18 protein-coding genes are annotated in these 19,565 nt (G+C 72.0%); 8 read left to right on the top strand and 10 right to left on the bottom strand.

Annotated features, from left to right (window positions below):
* Window positions 1-9: 9 nt before the first annotated feature.
* Both folP and PV721_RS19525 read right to left on the bottom strand, forming a co-directional pair.
* A complete protein-coding gene (folP, locus tag PV721_RS19530) occupies window positions 10-882 on the bottom strand; it encodes a dihydropteroate synthase (protein WP_319726046.1) in 873 nt (290 codons plus the stop codon).
* Between the two features lie 82 nt (window positions 883-964).
* A complete protein-coding gene (locus PV721_RS19525; RefSeq protein ID WP_319726045.1) occupies window positions 965-2,815 on the bottom strand; it encodes a phosphatidylglycerol lysyltransferase domain-containing protein in 1,851 nt (616 codons plus the stop codon).
* A gap of 152 nt (window positions 2,816-2,967) precedes the next feature.
* On the opposite strand from PV721_RS19525, the gene PV721_RS19520 reads away from it, so the two are divergent.
* Window positions 2,968-4,077 (top strand): alpha/beta hydrolase, encoded by a 1,110-nt coding sequence (locus tag PV721_RS19520; protein WP_319726043.1) that lies wholly within the window; start codon window positions 2,968-2,970, stop codon window positions 4,075-4,077.
* Window positions 4,078-4,137: 60 nt separating this feature from the next.
* Here the strand turns inward: PV721_RS19520 and PV721_RS19515 are convergent, their stop codons facing one another.
* A complete protein-coding gene (locus tag PV721_RS19515) occupies window positions 4,138-5,100 on the bottom strand; it encodes an ABC transporter ATP-binding protein (RefSeq protein ID WP_319726042.1) in 963 nt (320 codons plus the stop codon).
* Between the two features lie 148 nt (window positions 5,101-5,248).
* Between PV721_RS19515 and PV721_RS19510 the strand changes: the two genes are divergently transcribed.
* The 4 genes from PV721_RS19510 (at window position 5,249) to PV721_RS19495 (ending at window position 8,739) form a co-directional block, all read left to right on the top strand.
* Complete coding sequence (locus tag PV721_RS19510; protein WP_319726041.1) at window positions 5,249-5,947, top strand: ABC transporter permease; 699 nt, start codon at window positions 5,249-5,251, stop codon at window positions 5,945-5,947.
* Between the two features lie 4 nt (window positions 5,948-5,951).
* On the top strand, window positions 5,952-6,620 hold the full coding sequence (locus tag PV721_RS19505) for an ABC transporter permease (protein WP_319726038.1): 669 nt from the start codon (window positions 5,952-5,954) through the stop codon (window positions 6,618-6,620).
* A 32-nt stretch (window positions 6,621-6,652) separates the two neighbouring features.
* Window positions 6,653-7,630 (top strand): ABC transporter substrate-binding protein, encoded by a 978-nt coding sequence (locus PV721_RS19500; RefSeq protein WP_319726035.1) that lies wholly within the window; start codon window positions 6,653-6,655, stop codon window positions 7,628-7,630.
* 107 nt (window positions 7,631-7,737) lie between these two features.
* The gene (locus PV721_RS19495) at window positions 7,738-8,739 is read left to right on the top strand and encodes a hypothetical protein (protein WP_319726033.1); all 1,002 of its coding nucleotides are present in this window, start codon (window positions 7,738-7,740) and stop codon (window positions 8,737-8,739) included.
* A 40-nt stretch (window positions 8,740-8,779) separates the two neighbouring features.
* On the opposite strand, the gene PV721_RS19490 is transcribed toward PV721_RS19495, so the two are convergent.
* The 3 genes from PV721_RS19490 to PV721_RS19480 form a co-directional block, all read right to left on the bottom strand.
* The gene (locus PV721_RS19490) at window positions 8,780-8,995 is read right to left on the bottom strand and encodes a hypothetical protein (protein WP_319726030.1); all 216 of its coding nucleotides are present in this window, start codon (window positions 8,993-8,995) and stop codon (window positions 8,780-8,782) included.
* A gap of 123 nt (window positions 8,996-9,118) precedes the next feature.
* Window positions 9,119-10,063, bottom strand: coding sequence for a nucleoside hydrolase (locus tag PV721_RS19485; RefSeq protein ID WP_319726026.1), 945 nt, complete (start codon window positions 10,061-10,063; stop codon window positions 9,119-9,121).
* A gap of 65 nt (window positions 10,064-10,128) precedes the next feature.
* The gene (locus PV721_RS19480) at window positions 10,129-11,271 is read right to left on the bottom strand and encodes an NADH-quinone oxidoreductase subunit D (protein WP_030720443.1); all 1,143 of its coding nucleotides are present in this window, start codon (window positions 11,269-11,271) and stop codon (window positions 10,129-10,131) included.
* Between the two features lie 31 nt (window positions 11,272-11,302).
* Between PV721_RS19480 and PV721_RS19475 the strand changes: the two genes are divergently transcribed.
* Together PV721_RS19475 and PV721_RS19470 are read left to right on the top strand one after the other, a co-directional pair.
* Window positions 11,303-11,794, top strand: a complete 492-nt coding sequence (locus PV721_RS19475) for a PH domain-containing protein (protein ID WP_319726023.1) — start codon at window positions 11,303-11,305, stop codon at window positions 11,792-11,794.
* Window positions 11,791-13,251 (top strand): PH domain-containing protein, encoded by a 1,461-nt coding sequence (locus PV721_RS19470; RefSeq protein ID WP_319726019.1) that lies wholly within the window; start codon window positions 11,791-11,793, stop codon window positions 13,249-13,251. The genes PV721_RS19475 and PV721_RS19470 overlap by 4 nt, the downstream gene beginning before the upstream one ends.
* A gap of 135 nt (window positions 13,252-13,386) precedes the next feature.
* On the opposite strand, the gene PV721_RS19465 is transcribed toward PV721_RS19470, so the two are convergent.
* Both PV721_RS19465 and PV721_RS19460 read right to left on the bottom strand, forming a co-directional pair.
* Window positions 13,387-14,061, bottom strand: coding sequence for a response regulator transcription factor (locus PV721_RS19465; RefSeq protein WP_319726014.1), 675 nt, complete (start codon window positions 14,059-14,061; stop codon window positions 13,387-13,389).
* A gap of 17 nt (window positions 14,062-14,078) precedes the next feature.
* Entirely contained in the window at window positions 14,079-15,281 is a 1,203-nt protein-coding gene (locus PV721_RS19460) for a sensor histidine kinase (RefSeq protein WP_319726010.1), read from the bottom strand.
* 155 nt (window positions 15,282-15,436) lie between these two features.
* Between PV721_RS19460 and PV721_RS19455 the strand changes: the two genes are divergently transcribed.
* The gene (locus tag PV721_RS19455; protein ID WP_319726085.1) at window positions 15,437-16,438 is read left to right on the top strand and encodes an SAM-dependent methyltransferase; all 1,002 of its coding nucleotides are present in this window, start codon (window positions 15,437-15,439) and stop codon (window positions 16,436-16,438) included.
* A gap of 166 nt (window positions 16,439-16,604) precedes the next feature.
* Here PV721_RS19455 and PV721_RS19450 read toward each other — a convergent pair whose 3' ends face one another.
* The gene (locus tag PV721_RS19450) at window positions 16,605-18,155 is read right to left on the bottom strand and encodes a M28 family metallopeptidase (protein WP_319726006.1); all 1,551 of its coding nucleotides are present in this window, start codon (window positions 18,153-18,155) and stop codon (window positions 16,605-16,607) included.
* A gap of 253 nt (window positions 18,156-18,408) precedes the next feature.
* Complete coding sequence (locus PV721_RS19445; RefSeq protein ID WP_319726003.1) at window positions 18,409-19,533, bottom strand: DUF5937 family protein; 1,125 nt, start codon at window positions 19,531-19,533, stop codon at window positions 18,409-18,411.
* Between the last annotated feature and the right edge of the window lie 32 nt (window positions 19,534-19,565).

The raw sequence follows: 19,565 nt of genomic DNA, 5'->3' as shown, positions 1-19,565 counted from the left end.
CGTTGAGGATCAGAGTGCCCCTTCCACGGCGCGGGCCACCCGAACCGCGTCCGCGGTCGCCCGTACCTCGTGGACCCGTACGGCCCAGGCGCCCTGGTGGGCGGCGATGGCCGAGACGGCGGCCGTCGCGGCGTCGCGCTCGCGGGCGGGCGGCGGGGCCGCGCCGTCCGAGCCGGCCAGGACCCGGCCGAGGAAACGCTTCCTCGACGCGGCGACCAGCAGCGGGAAGCCCAGCGCGCGCAGCTCGGGCAGGTGGGCGACCAGGGCCAGGTCGTGCTCGGCGTTCTTGGCGAAGCCGAGTCCCGGGTCGACGACGAGCCGCTCGGGGGCGATCCCGCCGGCCACGACGGCGTCGATGCGGGCCCGGAGCTCGGCGGTGACCTCGGCGAGCACGTCCTCGTAGACGGCGAGGCTGTTCATGCCGGCGCTGAAGCCGCGCCAGTGCATCACGACGAAGGGGACCTCGGCGGCGGCGACGGCCGGGATCATGCCGGGGTCGGCGAGTCCGCCGCTGACGTCGTTGACCAGTACGGCGCCCGCGGCGACGGCCTGGGCGGCGACGGCCGCGCGCATGGTGTCGACGGACACGGTGACGCCCTCGGAGGCCAGGCCGCGGACCACGGGGACGACCCGGCGCAGCTCTTCCTCCTCGTCGACGCGGGAGGCGCCGGGACGGGTGGACTCGCCGCCGACGTCGACGAGGTCTGCGCCCTGTTCGACGAGGTCGAGGCCGCGCTTGACGGCTGCGGTGGTGTCGAACCAGCGGCCGCCGTCGGAGAAGGAGTCGGGCGTGACGTTGACGACGCCCATGACCGCGCAGCGGTCCCACTCCGGCAGACCTGCGACCCGGCCCCTGCCGGTGGCTCCGCGCTTCGTGTTCATAGGTCCAAGGGTAGGGCTGACCTGGATACGGCAGGGCCCCGGCGGTCCGTCGGCCGCCGGGGCCCCGTGGGCGTACGGGCGGCTACGCCGCCTGGGCCTCGCGTTCCGTCTGCTTCGGGACGGTCGTCATGTGGTTGTGGGTGCAGGTGCGGACGGGCTTGGGGCGGCGGCGGCTGGCGAAGAGGCGCGGGAGGGCCAGCGTCACGAAGCCCTCGGCCTGCATCACGGCGAAGCCGATGCGGGGCAGGTCGCGGGTGGAGCGGTAGACCATGAAGCGCGGCTCCCAGCGGGGGCGGAACTTCTCGTTGAACTTGTACAGTGACTCGATCTGGAACCAGCGCGACAGGAAGACCAGCAGGCCGCGCCACATCCGCAGCACCGGGCCGGCGCCGATCTTCTCGCCGCGGGCGAGGGCGGCGCGGAACATCGCGAAGTTCAGCGAGACTTTCTCGATGCCGAGGCCCGGGGAGGCCTCCAGCGAGGCCACGATGAGCAGCTCGTTCATGCCGGGGTCGGCGGCGCGGTCGCGGCGCATCAGCTCGAGCGACATGCCGTCCTTGCCCCACGGGACGAAGTGCAGGACGGCCTTGAGGTCGCCGTACGGGCTGGTGTCGCCCTCCTCCACGCGGTGGGCGGTGGCGATGAAGCAGTCGCCGTCGCCGTCCTCGCCGACCCGGCCCAGGGCCATCGAGAAGCCGCGCTCGGTGTCGGTGCCGCGCCAGGCCTCGGCGGCGCCGCGCACCTGCTCCAGCTCGGTCTCGGTCAGCTCGCTGACCCGGCGGACCTTGGTGGTGTAGCCGTTGCGCTCGATGCGCTTCACCATCTGGCGGACATTGCGCATGGCGCGGCCCGAGAGGGAGAAGTCTTTGACATCGACAATCGCCTCGTCACCCAGCTCCAGGGCGTCCAGACCGGTCTCGCGGGTCCAGACCTCGCCGCCGGTCTCGCTGCACCCGACGACGGCCGGGGTCCACGAGTGGGCCTTGGCCTCCGCCATGAACCGCTCGATGGCGCCGGGCCAGGCCTCGACGTCCCCGATGGGGTCGCCGGAGGCGAGCATCACGCCGGAGACGACGCGGTAGGTGACGGCGGCCTTGCCGCTGGGGGAGAAGACGACGGCCTTGTCGCGGCGGAGCGCGAAGTGGCCGAGCGAGTCGCGGCCGCCGTGCTTGGCGAGCAGCTCGCGCAGCTTGGACTCGTCGTCGGCGGTGAGCCGGGCGGCCGGGTGCTCGGGGCGGAAGGCCAGGTACATGGTGGTGAGCGCGGTCAGCATGCCGAGCGCGCCGAGGGAGTATCCGACGGTCCAGGACACCCGGCCGGCGTAGTGGACCGGGCCCTCGAAGCCGAAGAGGCCCTGGACGACGTGGGCGAGCTGCTCGGACAGGCCCGGGTTGCCGACGACCTTGCCCGGGTGGACGTTGACGATGACCAGCCCGAGGCCGATGGAACCGGCGCTCATCAGCACGAAGTTCGCGAGTGCCTTCCAGCGGCTGCGCGGATCCGGCAGCGCCTTGAATTCACCCTGATGACGCAGCAGCAGTGCCAGGAGCACCGCCGCGATGACCACGCTGACGACCGAGTGGCGGTACGCGAACTGCGCGGCCGCACCCGCGGGCAGCAGGACGACGGCGGCCCGCCAGGCCCGCCGCTTGTGGCGCTTGAGGCCGTGGGCGAGCAGCAGGAGCAGTACGCCCGCGCTGATGGAGAGGGCTGCCGCGAACGGGCCCAGGGACCCGGGCAGCACCTCGGCGACCGCATGGATCCGGCTGTGCCGGAAGCGCGGGAAGACACCGGCCGCGATGTCCAGAAAGCCGACGATCATGACGGCCGTACCTACCAGGCCGGGCACCGACTCCGGCTGTGGGCCTCGGAGGATTCGGCGGACCCTGCTCGGAACCTGTCCCGACTTATCGCCATCTATCCTGCTAGACATCGCTTCCCGTTGCTCCGCGAGAGATCATGTGGCCGAAGGCCGCGACAGCCTCCGGTGTGTGGTGCGTCCCTTAGGACGACATTGACGAGGAGCGGGTTCACTCTTTCGTCGGAAAAAAACTGTCCTGCCACCAGAAAGTCGACTGACTGCTCATGGGTCTCACGAGTACTACGGTTCTGGCGTTGGCCATCCTGGCCGGTGTGCTGCTCTTCGCGGCCACGGTCTGGATGTGGCCGAAGCTCTCGGGCCGCACCTGGCGCGCCGTCGCCGGCCGGATCGGGCTCCTGCTGGCCACGCAGCTGGCGCTGTTCTCGGCTGTGGGTCTCGCGGCTAACAAGTCGTTCCTCTTCTACGGTTCCTGGGCCGACCTGTTCGGCCAGGAGACGTCCATGGGCAAGGTCGTCGACCACTCGATGAGCAGCGATGACATCAAGGTCGTCGACAAGCAGAAGCTGGACGTCCCCGGTGGTGCCAAGCCCCAGGTCGGCGGTCAGATCCTGAAGGTTGCCATAACCGGGCAGAAGTCGAAGATAACGAGCCCCGGCTACGTCTGGCTCCCGCCGGAGTACTTCCAGCCCCAGCACAAGGACCAGAACTTCCCCGCGTCCATCGTTCTGACGGGGTATCCGGGCACGGCCGAGAACCTGATCAAAGGGCTCGACTACCCCATGAAGGCCTTCAGCCTGTCCAAGTCGGGCAAGATGAAGCCGATGATCCTGGTCATGCTGCGCCCGACGATCGCGCCGCCGCGCGACACCGAGTGCGTCGATATACCCGGCGGCCCGCAGACCGAGACCTTCTTCGCCGAGGACCTCCCGCAAGCCATCCAGAGCACCTTCCGGGTCGGCAAGAAGCCGCAGAACATGGGCTTCATCGGCAACTCCACGGGCGGTTACTGCGCGCTGAAGATCGCCGCGCACTACCCGGAGACCTTCGGTGCGGCCGCGGGTCTGTCGGCGTACTACGACGCCCCGGACGACCCGACGACCGGTGACTTGTTCCACGGGGACGAGAAGCTGAAGAAGCGTGCGGACGTGCTGCACAGCATCGAGAACAAGAAGCCGAGCGGGACGTCCTTCCTCGTGACCAGCAGCGAGAAGGGCGAGCCGAACCTCGGTGACACCCGGAAGTTCATCAAGAAGGTGAAGGGCCCGGACCGGGTCTCCTCCATCATCCTCGACAGCGGTGGCCACAACTTCAACACGTGGCGACGCGAGATCCCGCCGATGCTGGTGTGGATGAGCGGACGCATCCAGGCCTGAGGCCGTGGACGCGGTGAAGGCGGAAGGGCCCGGCTCCGGCCGGGCCCTTCCGCCTTCGCGCTACGCGTCCTGCAACTGGGCCCGGCGCAGAGCCCGGTGCACGCCCTCCGGGGTCAGTACGCCGACCAGGGCGCCGGAGTCCGGGTCCGTGACCCCGATCCGACCCGAGTCCTCCTGCAGCAGGGCGGCGAGCGCCTCGCGCAGCGTCGCGCCCAGTTCCACGGCCGCCGCGGGGGCCTCGCCCTCGGCCGCCGCCAGGTCGGCCGCCTCGACCGCGGTGACGGCGAGCCGCTTCAGGCCCCGGTCGGATCCGACGAAGGAGGCCACGTACGGGGTGGCGGGCGACCCGAGGACCGCCGCGGGGCGGGCGAACTGCTCGATGGTGCCGGTCCCGTAGACGGCGATGCGGTCGCCGAGCCGAATGGCCTCCTCCAGGTCGTGCGTGACCAGCAGGATCGTCTTGCGCACCGTCTTCTGCAGCGTCAGGAACTCGTTCTGCAGCCGTTCGCGCACCACGGGGTCCACCGCACCGAACGGCTCGTCCATCAGCAGCACCGGCGGATCGGCGGCGAGCGCGCGGGCCACGCCGACGCGCTGGCGCTGCCCGCCCGACAGCTGCTCCGGGTACCGGCCCCCGTACACGGCCGGATCCAGCCCCACCAGTTCGAGCAGCTCGGCCGCCCGGGCGCGGGCCCTGGCCTTCGGGGTGCCGATCAGCTGCGGCACGGTCGCCGTGTTCTCCAGCACCGTCTTGTGCGGGAACAGCCCGACCTGCTGGATGACGTACCCGATGCGGCGGCGCAGCTCGACCGGGTCCGCGGCCGCGATGTCCTCGCCGGCCAGCAGGATCCGGCCGGAGGTCGGGTCGATCAGCCGGTTGACCATCTTCATCGTGGTCGTCTTGCCGCAGCCGGACGGTCCCACGAGCGTGACCAGCTCGCCCTCCGCCACCTCGAAGGACAGGTCCTCGACGGCTGTCGTCCCGTCGGGGTAGCGCTTGGTCACATGCTCGAATCGGATCACGGACCCATCCTTCCGCACGCGCGGTGCGGTTTTGTGAAGGGCGTGTTGCCCGGGTGCGAAGGATTCCGGCCATGGCGGGTGTCGGGGGTTATGGTCGCTGGTGGCCGTGTGATCGGAAGACGTACGTTCGAAAACGGGGGTGAGGTGCATGGCCGGGCAGAACTGCCTGGTGGCGAACGACTGGATCTGCTGGGACTACGTCACCTCCCGCTCCCAGGAACTCACCGACGCCACCGTCGAACACATCTGGATCACGGGCGTGTCGGTCCTGATCGGCATCGCCGTGTCCGTGCCGCTCGCCCTGCTGGCCCGCCGCGGCCGCCACTGGGCGGCGCCCGTGCTCGCCTTCACCACGCTGCTCTACACGGTCCCGTCGCTGGCCATGTTCTCCCTGCTGCTGCCGGTCTTCGGGCTCTCGGCGGCGCTGGTGGTGACCGGGCTCGTGCTGTATTCGCTGACGATCCTGGTGCGCAACGTGCTGGCCGGCCTGGAGGCCGTGCCCGAGGAGGTGCGCGAGGCCGCGCGCGGCATGGGGTACGGCCCGGGACGGCTGATGTGGCAGGTCGAACTGCCGCTGGCCCTGCCCGCGCTGCTCGCCGGCGTACGGATCGCCACCGTCTCGACGGTCGCGCTGACCACGGTCGGCTCCATCGTCGGCAAGGGGGGCCTCGGCAACCTCATCGCCCCGGCGGTGAACAGCTCCTTCAAGGCCCAGGTGCTCACCGCCTCGGTGCTGTGCGTGCTGCTCGCGCTCGTGGCCGACCTGCTGCTGCTGGGCATCCAGCGGCTGCTCACGCCGTGGACCCGGGCCGGAGCCCGCCCGGCGGCTTCCGGGAAGGGGGCCTGAGGCCGTGGGAGTACTGGGAGAGGCCTGGAACTGGCTGGCGAACGGCGCCAACTGGTCGGGGGAGAGCGGGGTCTGGCACCGGCTCGGCGAGCACGTCTACGTCAGCGGGGTCGCACTGGCCATCGCCTGCGCGGTGGCGCTGCCGCTCGGCCTGTACCTCGGCCACCTCGGCAAGGGCGGCGCCCTCGCGATCAACGTCTCCAACATCGGCCGGGCCGTTCCGGTCTTCGCGGTGCTGGCCCTGTTCATGGTCTCCCCGCTGCGCAACGCGGGCTATCTGCCGACCATCGCCGCGCTCGTGCTGTTCGCCGTCCCGCCGCTGCTGACGAACGCGTACGTCGGCATGCGCGAGGTGGACCGCTCGGTGGTGGAGGCCGCCCGGGGCATGGGCATGTCCGGCGGCCAGCTCTTCCTGCGCGTCGAGCTCCCGCTGGCGCGCGGCCTGGTGATGACCGGGCTGCGCTCGGGCGCGGTGCAGGTCATCGCCACGGCCACGATCGCCGCCATGGTCGGCCAGGGCGGCCTCGGCCGGATCATCACCGCCGGCTTCAACACGTACAACACCCCGCAGGTCGTCGCGGGCGCCCTGCTGGTGGCGGCGCTCGCCCTGCTGGTGGAGGGCGTGCTGGTGGCGGCGGACCGGCTGCTGCCGCGGGCCGCGGGCCACCGCTGAATCCTGTCCACACCCTCGAACGGAGTCACTCCATGAGCAAGACCACGCGCGTCCTCGGCGCATCCCTTGGCGCCCTGGCCCTGACGGTGTCGCTGGCCGCGTGCGGCGGCGACAGCCTGGAGAAGAGCAAGGACGGCGGCTCGGCGGCCCCGGCCGCGGAGGGCAAGGGCAGCCTGGTCGTCGGCGCCGCCGGGTTCACCGAATCGAACGTGCTGGCGGAGCTGTACGCCCAGGTCCTCAAGGACGCGGGCCACAGCACCTCCATCAAGACGGTCAACAACCGCGAACTGTACGAACCCTCGCTGGAGAAAGGCGAGATCGACGTCGTCCCGGAGTACGCGGCCACGCTCGCGGAGTTCCTCAACGCCAAGGTGAACGGCCCGAAGGCGCCCGAGGAGAAGCCGGTGGCGTCGAGCGACGTCGCGGCGACGGTGGCGGCTCTCGAGAAGCTCGCCGCTCCGCTCGGACTGAAGGCGCTGCCCGCGGGCGGGGCGGTCGACCAGAACGCATTCGCGGTGACCAAGGAATTCGCCCAGAAGAACAACCTGAAGACGCTTTCCGATCTTGGTAAGTCCGGGCTGAAGGTGAAGATCGCGGCGGGCGACGAATGCTCTGTACGGCCCTTCTGCGCGCCGGGGTTGACGAAGACATACGGAATTCAGGTTTCCGGTATTGACCCGAAGGGTGTCGGTACCCCGCAGGCCAAGCAGGCCGTCAAGGACGGCGCCGACCAGCTCGTGCTGACCACGACCACGGACGCCACCCTCGACAGCTTCGGCCTGGTCCTGCTGGAGGACGACAAGAAGCTCCAGAACGCCGACAACGTGCTGCCGGTGGTCAACGCCAAGGACGCCGGCGGCCCCGAGGTCGCGGCCGCCCTCGACCAGCTGACCAAGGTCCTCACGACGGCCGACCTGGTCGACCTGAACCGGAAGGTGGACGCGGAGCGCGCCAAGCCGGCGGACGTCGCGAAGGCCTACCTGGAGTCCAAGGGTCTTCTGAAGAAGTAGAAGTCACGTGGTTGGTGGAGGAATGTGGAGTACCTGCCCGGGAAGCTCGGCAAGAGATTGCCGGGCGGGTATCCCGCTCGACCCCCACGCCCTGTAAATTTCGGGCCATGCCCCGTGGACGCCACCGCAATCCAGAACCCCTGCACCGGCTGCTCACGCCGTCGACCGTCGCAGGTGTGTCCGTCATCAGCGCCGGAGCGGCCTGGCTGCTCGCGGAACCGCTGGCGCTGAGGCTGCTCGTGGCCCTCACCGCGGCCTCCGGGATCGGCGGCGCCGTCGTGATGCGGGCCTGGGACCGTTCGGCGGGCCGCCGCGTCGCGGAGCTCGCGCGCGAGCGGGTCAAGGACGAGTGGCGGACGGACGAGCGGATAGCCGAGCTCGAATCCGACCTCGAAGAGGCCCGCGTGCTGCGCGGCCGGCTCGACGCCAAGCTGCGCGCCAAGCGGGTCGAACTGGCCGGGCTGCGCGGCGAGCACGCGGCGCTGCTGCGGCGCTACGCGACCGCCGAGACCGAGCGCGCCAGCGCCCTGGAGGGCCGCCGGCTGCTGGCCATCGAGGCCTCCGCGGCTCCGGCCGCCACGCAGAAGGAACTTCCGCCCGTCTCCGAGGAGCGCACCTCGGCGGGCGCGCCCACCACGGTCGGCTACGCCCGGGCCCACGCGGCTCTGGGGGCGCTGGCCCGCAGGGCGCAGCAGGCGGCGCTGCCCGCGGCCCCCGCCGCGCCGTCGGCGCTCCCCGCGTCCTCGGCCCCGGCGTCCTCTGCCCCCGCGTCCGCGGTCCCGGCGCGGCGTCCGGCGGCGGCGGTGGCCCCGTACGCGGCCCAGCGGCGCACGGCCTCCCGCGTCGAGGGCGGCTTCGACTTCTTCGGCACCAAGAACGCGGCGCAGGCCCGTGCGGTGATCGAGGCGGTCCAGAACGAGGACCTGGCCGACGTGGTCGGCGCCGAGGCCCTCGCGGTCCACAAGGCGGAGTCCGCCCAGGACGTCCCCGGACCGGAGTTCAAGCCGGCGACCGCCGAGACCCGTGCTGTGGGCCAGGTCATCGACCTGACGGCCCACGACGAGACCGAGCCGATCGACGTGGTCCGGCTGCGCACCGCGATCTCGTAGCACCCGCCCCCGTCCGGCCCGGTCATCGGGGAGACCGCGCTCAGAACAGCGGCAGTTGACCGGGGTGTTCGGGCAGCACGAAGCCGTCCAGCGTCGGCGCGGAGGCGCCGAGCACCACCCGGGCCCGGGATCCGGGGCAGGACACCAGGTCGCCGCGTCCGCGCCCGGCCGGGGGGTCGTGGCGGGCGATCCGTCCGGCGGTGACGGCGCAGTCGCGGCCGCAGGCGGGGCAGGCCCGACGGGGGGAGTGGGACATGGCCCCCAGTCTGCCCTGCCCCACCGACATCAGCCCTGCCGGGCGGCGAGCCGCGCTCCGTGGGCCTGCTGCACCCGGTCCCGCAGCGCCGCCCGGCCCGCAGCGCCGCCCGGCCCGCGGCGGTCACGGGCGGGGCCTGCCGAGGGCGGCGACCGCGTCGACCATGTGGTCCCAGAAGAGCCGGGCGTCGAGGGCCACGGCGACCTGCGCGTTGACCGGCCGGTCCAGGTACCGGTGGAGGTCCACGACGGTGGCCCCGCGCGTGTACCGGCCGTGCAGTTCCACGGTGACGTTCGCCTCCACGCACTCCACGACGGCCGGGTCGATCACGCGGGCCACCGCGACGGGGTCGTGCAGCGGCGGGTGGGGCATGTTCCACAGCCGGCTGTACGTCGATGCGAAGTAGGCCAGCAATCCGGCGCAGATGTCGCCGAGTTCGGTGCCGAGGCCTTCGAAGCGGGCCAGGACCTCGGGCGTGGCCAGGGCCTGGTGGGTGACGTTGAGCCCGCACATGGTCACGGGTACCCCGCTGCGGAAGACGATGTCCGCGGCCTCCGGGTCGGTGTGGATGTTGAACTCGGACGCCGGGGTGCGGTTGCCCCGCTCCGTGGAGCCTCCCATCAGCACGATCTCGCGGATGCGGGCGGCGCTGTCCGGGTAGCGGGTCAGCAGCAGGGCGATGTTGGTCAGCGGGGCGGTGGGGACCAGGGTGACCGGCTCCGGGTGTTCCACGAGGATCCGGTGGATGAGTTCCACCGCGTGCTCGGGGACCAGGCCGACGGTGGGTTCCGGGAACTGCGGTCCGTCCATTCCGGATTCGCCGTGCACGTCGTCCGCGACGGCCAGCCGCTGGAGCAGCGGCCGGTCGCAGCCGGCGGCGATGGGAACGTCCGTGATCCCGGCGACGGTGCACACCCGGCGGGCGTTGAGGGAGGTCTTCTCCAGCGTCTGGTTGCCGGCGACCGTGGTGATGGCGAGCAGATCGACCGCCGGGTTCGCAGCCGCCAGCATGATCGCCAGTGCGTCGTCGTGCCCGGGATCGCAGTCGATGATGATCGGGACGGGCACGGGCGACCTCCTCGTCGGACTGCGGACGTCCCAGTCTGCCGCCGAAGGGGCCGCTCGCGCGGTCGCTACTTGTCGATGTCGCCGACCACGAAGAAGAGCGAGCCCAGGATCGCCACCATGTCCGCGACGAGCTGCCCGGGCAGCAGCACGGCCAGGGCCTGGATGTTGTTGTACGAGGCGCTGCGCAGCTTCAGCCGGTACGGGGTCTTCTCGCCCTTCGAGACGAGGTAGTAGCCGTTGATGCCGAGCGGGTTCTCGGTCCAGGCGTACGTGTGGCCCTCGGGCGCCTTCAGCACCTTGGGCAGCCGCTGGTTGACCGGCCCCGGCGGCAGCTCCGCCATCCGGTCGAGGCAGGCCACGGCCAGGTCGAGGGCGTTGTGGGTCTGGTCCAGCAGGCACTCGAAGCGGGCCAGGCAGTCGCCCTCGGTGCGGGTGACGACCTTGAGGACGTCCTGCAGCTCGCCGTAGGCCAGGTACGGCTCGTCGCGGCGCAGGTCGAAGTCGACGCCGGAGGCGCGGGCGATCGGGCCGGAGACCCCGTACGCGTGCACCGCCTCGGCGGACAGGACCCCGACGCCGCGGGTGCGGGCGCGGAAGATCTCGTTGCCGTGGACCAGCTTGTCGTAGACGTCCATGCGGGTGCGGACGTCGGCGATCGCGGCGCGGGCCCGGCCGAGCCAGCCGGCCGGCAGGTCCTCCTTGAGGCCTCCGACGCGGTTGAACATGTAGTGCATGCGGCCGCCGGAGATCTCCTCCATGACGGCCTGGAGCTCCTCGCGCTCGCGGAACGCGTGGAAGATCGGAGTGATCCCGCCCAGTTCGAGGGGGTACGAGCCGAGGAACATCAGGTGGTTCAGCACCCGGTTCAGCTCGGCGAGCAGGGTCCGCATCCACACGGCCCGCTCGGGGACCTCCATGCCGAGCATCCGCTCGACGGCCATGACCACGCCGAGCTCGTTGGAGAACGCGGACAGCCAGTCGTGGCGGTTCGCGAGCATCACGATCTGCCGGTAGTCGCGGGCCTCGAAGAGTTTCTCGGCGCCGCGGTGCATGTAGCCGACCACGGGCTCGGCGCTGACGATCCGCTCGCCGTCCAGGACGAGGCGCAGGCGCAGCACGCCGTGCGTGGAAGGGTGCTGGGGGCCGATGTTGAGCACCATGTCGGTGCTCTCCGCCGCTCCGCCGATGCCGACCGTGGTCTCCGTCATGCGGGCATTGTCTCAGCCCTAGGCTGGAGGGATGGATACGGGGACAGAGGGTGAGACGGGCGGGCCCGTGTGGGTGGGGCTGCCGGGCGGGCTGCTCACTCTGCGGCGGCTGCTGCTGGTGATCTGGACGACGGGGTTCGCCGTCGTGACCGCCCTCGTACTGGGGCTGACGGCCGGCCCGTGGTGGGCGTTCCTCGGGGTGCCGTGGCTCGCCGTCCTGGTCTGGGGCTGGGTGCTGCTCGGCCGGAACTGGCGGTCCTGGCGGTACGCCGAGCGCGCGGACGACCTGCTGATCAGCCGGGGCGTGCTGTGGCGGGAGGAGACCGTGGTCCCCTACGGGCGGATGCAGCTGGTCGAGGTCGCCTCGGGCCCGCTGGAGCGGCGCTTCGGGCTGGCCTCCGTACAGCTGCACACGGCGGCGGCGGCCACCGACGCCAAGATCCCCGGCCTGGTGCCGGCCGAGGCGGAGCGGCTGCGCGACCGCCTCACAGCCCTCGGCGAGGCAAGGTCGGCGGGCCTGTGACCTCCGGTCCGGAGCGCGAGGCCCCGCTGGTTCCCGCCCCCTCCGCCTCAGCCGCCGGGCCCGCATCGGCTCCCGCTTCAGCCGCCGGGCCCGCATCGGCTCCCGCTTCAGCCGCCGGGCCCGCATCCGCTCCCGCCTCCGCCGCCGGGCCCGCCGCAGGCGGACGGCGGCTGCACCCCTTCACGCCGCTGCGCCGCGCCTGGGTGCCGATCGCCGCGACCGTCGGCGTGATCGCCCAGCAGGGCGACCAGGCCCAGAAGTGGATGGCGGACCTCTCCGTCCTCCTGCGACTGCTGGCGCTGGCCGGCGTCGTCCTCGTCTTCGCCGTCTACGGCTTCCTGAGCTGGTGGTTCACCCACTACGCCGTGACCGACACCGAACTGCGCATCCGCACCGGGCTGCTTTTCCGGCGCACCGCGCACATCCGCCTCGACCGCCTCCAGGCCGTGGACGTCACCCGCCCCCTGCTGGCCCGGCTGACCGGCGTCGCCAGCCTGCGCCTCGACGTCATCGGCACCGACGACAAGGACCAGCTGTCCTTCCTCGGCGAGAAGGAGGCCGTCGCCCTGCGCGCCGAACTCCTCGCCCGCGCGGCGGGCTTCGCCCCCGAGGAGGCGGTGCGCCTCGGCGAGGCCCCCGACCGGGAGCTCCTGCGCGTGAGCCCGCGCGAACTCGCCGTGTCGCTGCTGCTCAGCCTCGGCGTTCTGGCGGCGCTCGCGGCCGGGGTCGTCGGGCCGGTGGCCGTGTGGTGGTTCAGCTCCAGCCCGTGGGCGGCCGTCGTCGCCCTGCTCCCGCTGCTCGGCGCGGTCTGGGCGGCCACCGCGGGCCGCTTCCTCGCGGAGTACGACTGGCGGGTGGCGGAGTCCCCGGACGGGCTGCGCCTGGACCACGGCATGCTGGACCGGGCCCACGAGACCGTGCCGCCGGGCCGCGTGCAGTCCGTACGGATCGTGGAGCCGCTGCTGTGGCGGCGGCGCGGCCGGGTCCGCGTGGAGCTGGCCGTGGCGGGCTCCAAGAACGAGGTCCTGGTCCCGGTGGCCTCGCGGGCCGCCGCGTACGCCGTGATCGCCCGGGTGCTGCCCGGGGTGGACCTGGAGGCCCTGTCCTTCTCCGGCTCCCCGCGCGCCGGCTCGCGCTGGGTGGTCCCGGTGTGGTGGAAGGGCTACGCGCTGGCCGTCTCCCCGGAGGTGTTCGCCGCCCGGCACGGCCGCCTGTGCCGCCGTACGGAGATCGTCCCGCACGCCAAGGTGCAGAGCGTCCGCCTCACCCAGGGCCCCTGGACCCGCGCCCGCGGCCTTGCCGACGTACACGTGGACACCGGCGCGAACGGCACGGTCACGGCCCGGCTGCGCGGGGCGGACGAGGCCGCGGCCCTGCTGGCCGCCCAGGCCGTCCGCGCCCGTACCTCCCGTGCGTCGGCCCGTCCGGACCGCTGGATGACCGGGCCGGCCGCGTGAGCCGGACGGGGGGGACGGCTGCGGCACGCGAGGTAACGTCATCCGCTGAGGCCGCTGAGGCCGCTGAGGCCGCTGAGCCGCGTAGCGCGATCCCCTCGGGTCAGGGCGGCCCGAGGGGATCTTTCGTGAGGCGGACTATCCGGCTCCGCCGCCCGCGCGGACCAGCCCCGTCTCGTACGCGAGCACCACGACCTGGACCCGGTCGCGCAGCCCCAGCTTCGTCAGGATGCGGCCCACGTGGGTCTTCACGGTCGCCTCCGACAGGACCAGCCGGGCCGCGATCTCCCCGTTCGACAGCCCTTGGGCCACCAGCAGCATGACCTCGCGCTCGCGCTCCGTCAGCCGCTCGATCTCCTTGTTCTGCGGCTCCTGCGTGGTCGTCGGGAGCATCGGCGCGAAGCGGTCGAGCAGCCGCCGCGTCGTGGACGGGGCGACCACCGCGTCCCCACTGTGCACCGAGCGGATGGCCCCCAGCAGTTCGGCCGGCGGGACGTCCTTCAGCATGAAGCCGCTCGCACCGGCCTTCAGGCCGGAGAAGGCGTACTCGTCCAGGTCGAAGGTGGTCAGGATGATGACCTTCGGGTGCTCCTGCGGCTCGCAGATCCGCCGCGTCGCCTCGACACCGTCCAGCCTCGGCATGCGGACGTCCATCAGCACCACGTCCACCTTCGTGGCCCGCAGCACCTCCAGCGCCTCCAGGCCGTCGCCCGCCTCGGCGACGACCTCCATGTCCGGCTGGGCGGCGAGCACCATCCGGAAGCCGGTGCGCAGCAGCACCTGGTCGTCGACCAGCATCACTCGGATGGACATCAGTTACCTCGTCCTCGTCATCTCTTCTTCAGGGGAAGCAGTGCGCTGATCCGGAAGCCGCCGCCGGGACGCGGGCCCGCGTCCAGGGTTCCGCCGACCATACCGATCCGCTCGCGCATGCCGATCAGCCCGTGCCCGGCGCCGTCCGCGCCGCCGTCCTCGTACAGCTCGTGGGCCGCGCCCCGGCCGTCGTCCTCGACCAGCAGGCCGAGTCCGTCGTCGAAGTAGACCAGCCGGACGCTGGCCTTCGCCTCGGGGCCGCCGTGTTTGCGGGTGTTGGTCAGCGCCTCCTGCACGATCCGGTACGCCGTCAGCTCGACCCCGCTGGGCAGCCGACGCGGCGCGCCCTCGACCTCGAAGTCCACCGCGAGCCCGGCCGCCCGCACCTGCTCGACCAGGACCTCGATCTGTTCGACGTCGGGCTGCGGCACGTAGTCCTCGGACTCCTGCGGCTCGCCGGTGCGCAGGACGCCCAGCAGCCGGCGCATCTCGGCGAGGGCCTGGCGGCCGGTGCCGGAGATGGTCTGGAGGGCCTCCTTGGCCTGGTCGGGGGCCACGTCCATGACGTACGCCGCGCCGTCCGCCTGGACCACCATCACCGAGACGTTGTGCGCGACGACGTCGTGCAGCTCGCGGGCGATCCTGGCGCGCTCGCCGGCCACGGCCACTTTGGCCTGGGCCTCGCGCTCCTTCTCCAGCCGCTGGTTCCGCTCGATCAGCTGGGCGTAGTAGGCCCGGCGGGTGCGCAGGGAGTCGCCCAGCACCCAGGCCAGCACGAAGGGGATGATCATGAAGATGGCGAAGAGGACGTTGTCGACGCTGTTGCTGCCCTTGTCCACGCCGAAGCGCACGAAGTACAGCGGTGCGGCCGCCAGCCCCCAGCCCAGTGCGGTGCGGGAGACCCAGCGCGGGACCTCGCTCGCGGCGACCGTGAAGAGGATCACGAACATGGCGAGGTCGTAGACGCCGGCGACGATCCCCATGAGCAGCTGGAAGACGCCCGCCCCGAGGGTGAGCCAGAACATGGCCTGCGTCCATTTGCGGCGCAGGGCCACGGCCGCGCTCAGCGCGATCACCACGGGCACCGCGGCGATCTTCAGGGGCTTGCCGATGTCGGGCTCACCCACGACGTTCAGCATCGAGACCCCGAAGAAGAGGACAGCCCAGAAGCTGTCGACGCCCGTCGGGTGTCTGCGGAGGAAGTCGTAGAGGCGCTGCACGTAACCCAGAGTAGGGAACGGTGATAGGTGCTGGAGTCAACCAGAGGTTCGAACCTGGCAACAGGGGCGTACTCCGCAAGGTGGAGGGCGACCTTAGCCTTTGTGGGGTGAGCACCCAGGTGGGACATGCGACTCCGGTCCGGTGGCGCGACGCGATGGACGCCGCCCTGTACGGGCCCGGCGGCTTCTACGTGCGCCCGGGCGGGCCCGGGCCCGCCGGACACTTCCGCACCTCGGTGCACGCCTCCTCGCTGTACGCGGGAGCCGTGGCCCGGCTGCTGCGGTGGGTGGACGCCGAGCTCGGGCACCCGCAGGGGCTGGACCTGGTCGACGTGGGGGCCGGGCGCGGGGAGCTGCTGGCCGGGGTGCTGGCCGCGCTGGACCCTGAGACGGCCGCACGGGTGGTCCCGTACGCCGTCGAGCGCGCGGAGCGGCCCGCCGGGCTCGATCCGCGGATCCGCTGGGTCGCGGCCCCACCCGAACGGACGACGGGGCTGCTCTTCGCCAACGAGTGGCTGGACAACGTGCCGCTGGAGATCGCGGAGGACGGGCGCTACGTCCTGGTCGCCCCGGACGGTACGGAGAGCCCCGGCGGCCCGCTGGACGACGCGGACCGGGCCTGGCTGGAGCGGTGGTGGCCCGGCGACGGCGGGGAGGCCGGAGGCGCGGAGGCCGGCGGCGCGGCCGGCGCCACGGCCGGTGGTGCGGAGGCCGGCCGGGCGGAGATCGGCCGGGCGCGCGACGAGGCCTGGGCGGCGGCCGTGGCGAGCCTGGAGCGGGGGCTGGCGGTGGCGGTGGACTACGCCCACACCCGCGACGCGAGGCCGCCGTACGGCACCCTGACGGGTTTCCGGGCGGGCCGCGAGGTCCCGCCCGTCCCGGACGGCAGCTGCGACGTCACCGCGCACGTGGCGCTGGACTCCTGTGCGGGCCCGGACTCGGTCCTGCTGACCCAGCGCGAGGCGCTCAGCGCCCTCGGCGTCTCGGGCGCCCGGCCCGCGCTGGCGCTGGCCTCGGCGGATCCGGGGGCGTACGTGCGGGCGCTGGCCTGCGCGGGTGAGGCGGCGGAGCTGACCGCCCGCGGCGGGCTGGGGGACTTCCTGTGGCTCTGCCAGCCCGTCGGGATCAGGGCCTGGGGCGGCCCCGCCACCGGCTGACGCGGACCTGCGGCGCCGTCGCCGGGGCGCTGCCCCGCGCCTCGATCGCCGGCAGGGCGGAAGGGCGGGGCGCTGCCCCGGGCCCCGCGCCTCGATCGGCGGCGGGGCCGGATGGTGCCGGCCGTCGGGCCGGGCCGGAGATCGGCCCAGCCCGACGGTTCGGTTCCTACTGGTCGACCTCGTCGTGGCCCTGGTGGAGGCCGCCGCCGCTGCCCGAGCCGCCCGTCGGCGTCGAGACGACCGGCTTCGACAGCGGGGCCAGGTCGTGCGCGTAGTGGCCGACCGCGTCCGCGATGACGTCGACGTTGATGTCGAGCGCCTTCTGGTCGATGTTGGTGATGTCGTCACCCTTGCCGTGGTAGTTCACGTCGTAGGCGACGCCCGCCTGGCCGCCGAACTTCGCGGCCTGCTCCGGGGTCTTGATGCCCTCGGCGCCGGTGAAGGTGCCGCCGGACGGGATGCCGACCTCGATGAACGGGCCGTAGTCCGAGCGGCCGGAGAAGTCCGTGCCCTCGTGCGGGATCTTCTTCGAGTCGAGGAAGTCGGTGATCCCCTTCTCCAGCTGGGCGGAGCCGGCCGGGCCGGGGCCCGCGCCGGTGGCGTCCGAGTCGTCGCCGTCGTAGACGAAGTACGCGGAGTTCGGCGAGGCGATCATGTCGAAGTTGAGGTAGAGCTTGATCTGCTTCTTCTGCTCGTCCGTCAGCCCGGCGACGTACGCCTCCGAGCCGAGCAGGCCGAACTCCTCCGCCGACCACCAGGCGAACTTGACCTTGTTCTTGACCTTCTTCTGCTCGCTCGCGAGCCGCTGGGCGACCTGGAGGATGCCCGCCGAGCCGGAGCCGTTGTCGTTGATGCCCGGGCCCGCGGCGACCGAGTCGAGGTGCGCGCCGAGGAAGACGGTGTTGTCCGCGTCGCCGCCCTTGGTCTCGGCGATGACGTTGAACGTCTTGCGGTTCTCGCGCAGCTGGCGGATGTCGAGGGTGACCTCGACCGGGCCGGCCGCGGCCTCGGCGGCGAGCTTCTCGCCGTCCTCCTGGGTGATGCCGCCCGTCGGGACCTTGCCCGCGTTAGGGTCGCCGAGGGTTCCGTTGAGGGCGCCCGCGGTGTTGTTGTAGATGACCGCGCCGACCGCGCCGGCCGCCGCCGCGTTCTGCTGCTTCACCGCGAAGGTGCAGCCGCCGCGCTTGACCAGGGCGATCTTGCCGGTGAAGGTGCCGGAGGCGAAGTCGCCCGGCTCGCAGCCGTTCGTACCGTCCGCGTCGACCGGGGCGACGGCGACCTGGGCGGTCACGCCGCCCTCCGGGCTGTTCGCCGTGTACGACATCAGGTGGATCGGTACGTCGCGCTGGTTCGCGCCGCCCACCGTCAGCTTCTCCTCGATGGTCTCGACGTAGACGAAGTCGAACTCGTTGCGGGTGACCTGGTAGCCGGCCGCCTTCATCACGGCCTCGACGTACTTGGCCGACTGCTCGTGGCCCTTGGAGCCGGCCGCGCGGTTGCCGTTGTTGTAGTCGGCCAGTGACTGCAGGACCTTGAGGTGGTTGTAGGCGCCCTTGCCGGTCGCTTCCTTGACCAGCTTCTTGGCGAGCGCGTCACCGCGGGCGGCGTCGCTCTGCGGGCTCCCGGTGGCTCCGGCCGGTCCGGCGAGCAGCAGCGGTGAGACGAGGGCCGCTGCGGCCAGGGCGGCGGTTGCTGCGGCTATACGGCGTGAGGGCATGAAGGTCCTTCCACGACAAAGGCGAGCAGGGCGGGCGGATCTGGGCACAGCAAGGCAGAGCAGGGCACAGCAAGGCGGAGCGCGGTGCAGCTGAAGCGCAGAATCGGGGTGCGTCAGGTGGGGAAACAGTGAGCGCACGTTAGACAGCAAGTGGCCACCATGGCCAGAGTTTTCGCTGTTTTCGGTTTATGAATTCCGTATATCGGTGACTCTGCGCCGATGGAAACCGGCCAAAACCGCACACCGGTTCCGCCTAGCGGAGGACGCCCTCGATGAAGTCGGACCCGATGCGGGCGACCGCCCCAAGATCCAACTGGTGCTGGGCGTAGCGGCCTTGTCGTCGCGTGTGCATCAGGCCGGCCTTCTTCAGGACGGCCAGATGCCGTGACACCTCCGGCGCGGTGATCCCGTACACGGTCGCCAGCTCGCTCGTCGTGTACGGAGCCCGGGCCAGACTCCGGCACAGCATCATCCGCATGGGATGGGCCAGTGCCTCCATCCGCCGCTGGAGCAGCTCCACCGAGCCCGGCGCGGAGGCCAGTTCGGGGGTGCCGAGCGGATAGTGGACCACCGGCCGCCAGCCCGGTGCGTGCCCCACGAGCAGATGCGGCCAGCCGAAGTTGGTCGGCACGAAGACGAGGCCGCTGCCTATTCGCGGGTCGGTCGCGGTCGTCGCCCCGTGGACCATCTTGTCGGCCGTGATGGTGGTGAGGCCCTCGTCGACGCTGAGCGCCGTGGAGACCTCCCTCAGCGCGGCCGGCAGCCCCTTGCGGCGCAGCAGTTCGGTCTTGTGCCGGGCGTCGGCACTCTGCCCCGGCTCCACGCGCTTCCAGGTCTCCGCGAAGAAGGCCTCGTCGCAGTCCTCCAGGAGCCGGCGCATCCACACCCGTACGCCGGCGGTGTCGTCCAGCAGGCGTACGGAGAACTCCAGCTGGTGGGGGCCGCGGGCGGCGGCCACCTCCAGCGCCTTGGCCCGGGCCGCCGGGTTCGTGAGCGGGGACGGGCCGCCGCCCTCGTTGTAGAGCGCCAGCCAGCAGTGCTCCAGTGCGGCCAGCACGAACTGCTCGTCGTCCAGCCGGTCGAGTACGTCGAGCTCCTCGGCCAGGGTCCCGGCGGGGACCCCGGTCCCGCCGGTGATCCCGGCGAAGGCCATGAAGATGTCGGAGAAGGAGCTCCGCCACATGAACTCGCCCTCCAGCAGCCGGTCCGCGAGGCACGGATCGAGCGAGGCGGCGGTCGCGGTGGTCCAGGAGGAGAGCCCGGGGTGATGGGCGGGCTGGGAGAGCGCGTGCAGCGCCATGCAGAGCTCCGCGAGCGGGGAGGGCGCGAAGGTGATCCGCTCTGCGGGGAGTCCGGCGATGTCGATGGTGACGCTCATCAGGCCATTCTGTCGTCCCACCTGCCGCGCGG

Source organism: Streptomyces sp. MB09-01 (assembly GCF_033794505.1).
GTDB lineage: Bacteria > Actinomycetota > Actinomycetes > Streptomycetales > Streptomycetaceae > Streptomyces.
This window is presented reverse-complemented; position numbering and strand designations above follow the sequence as displayed.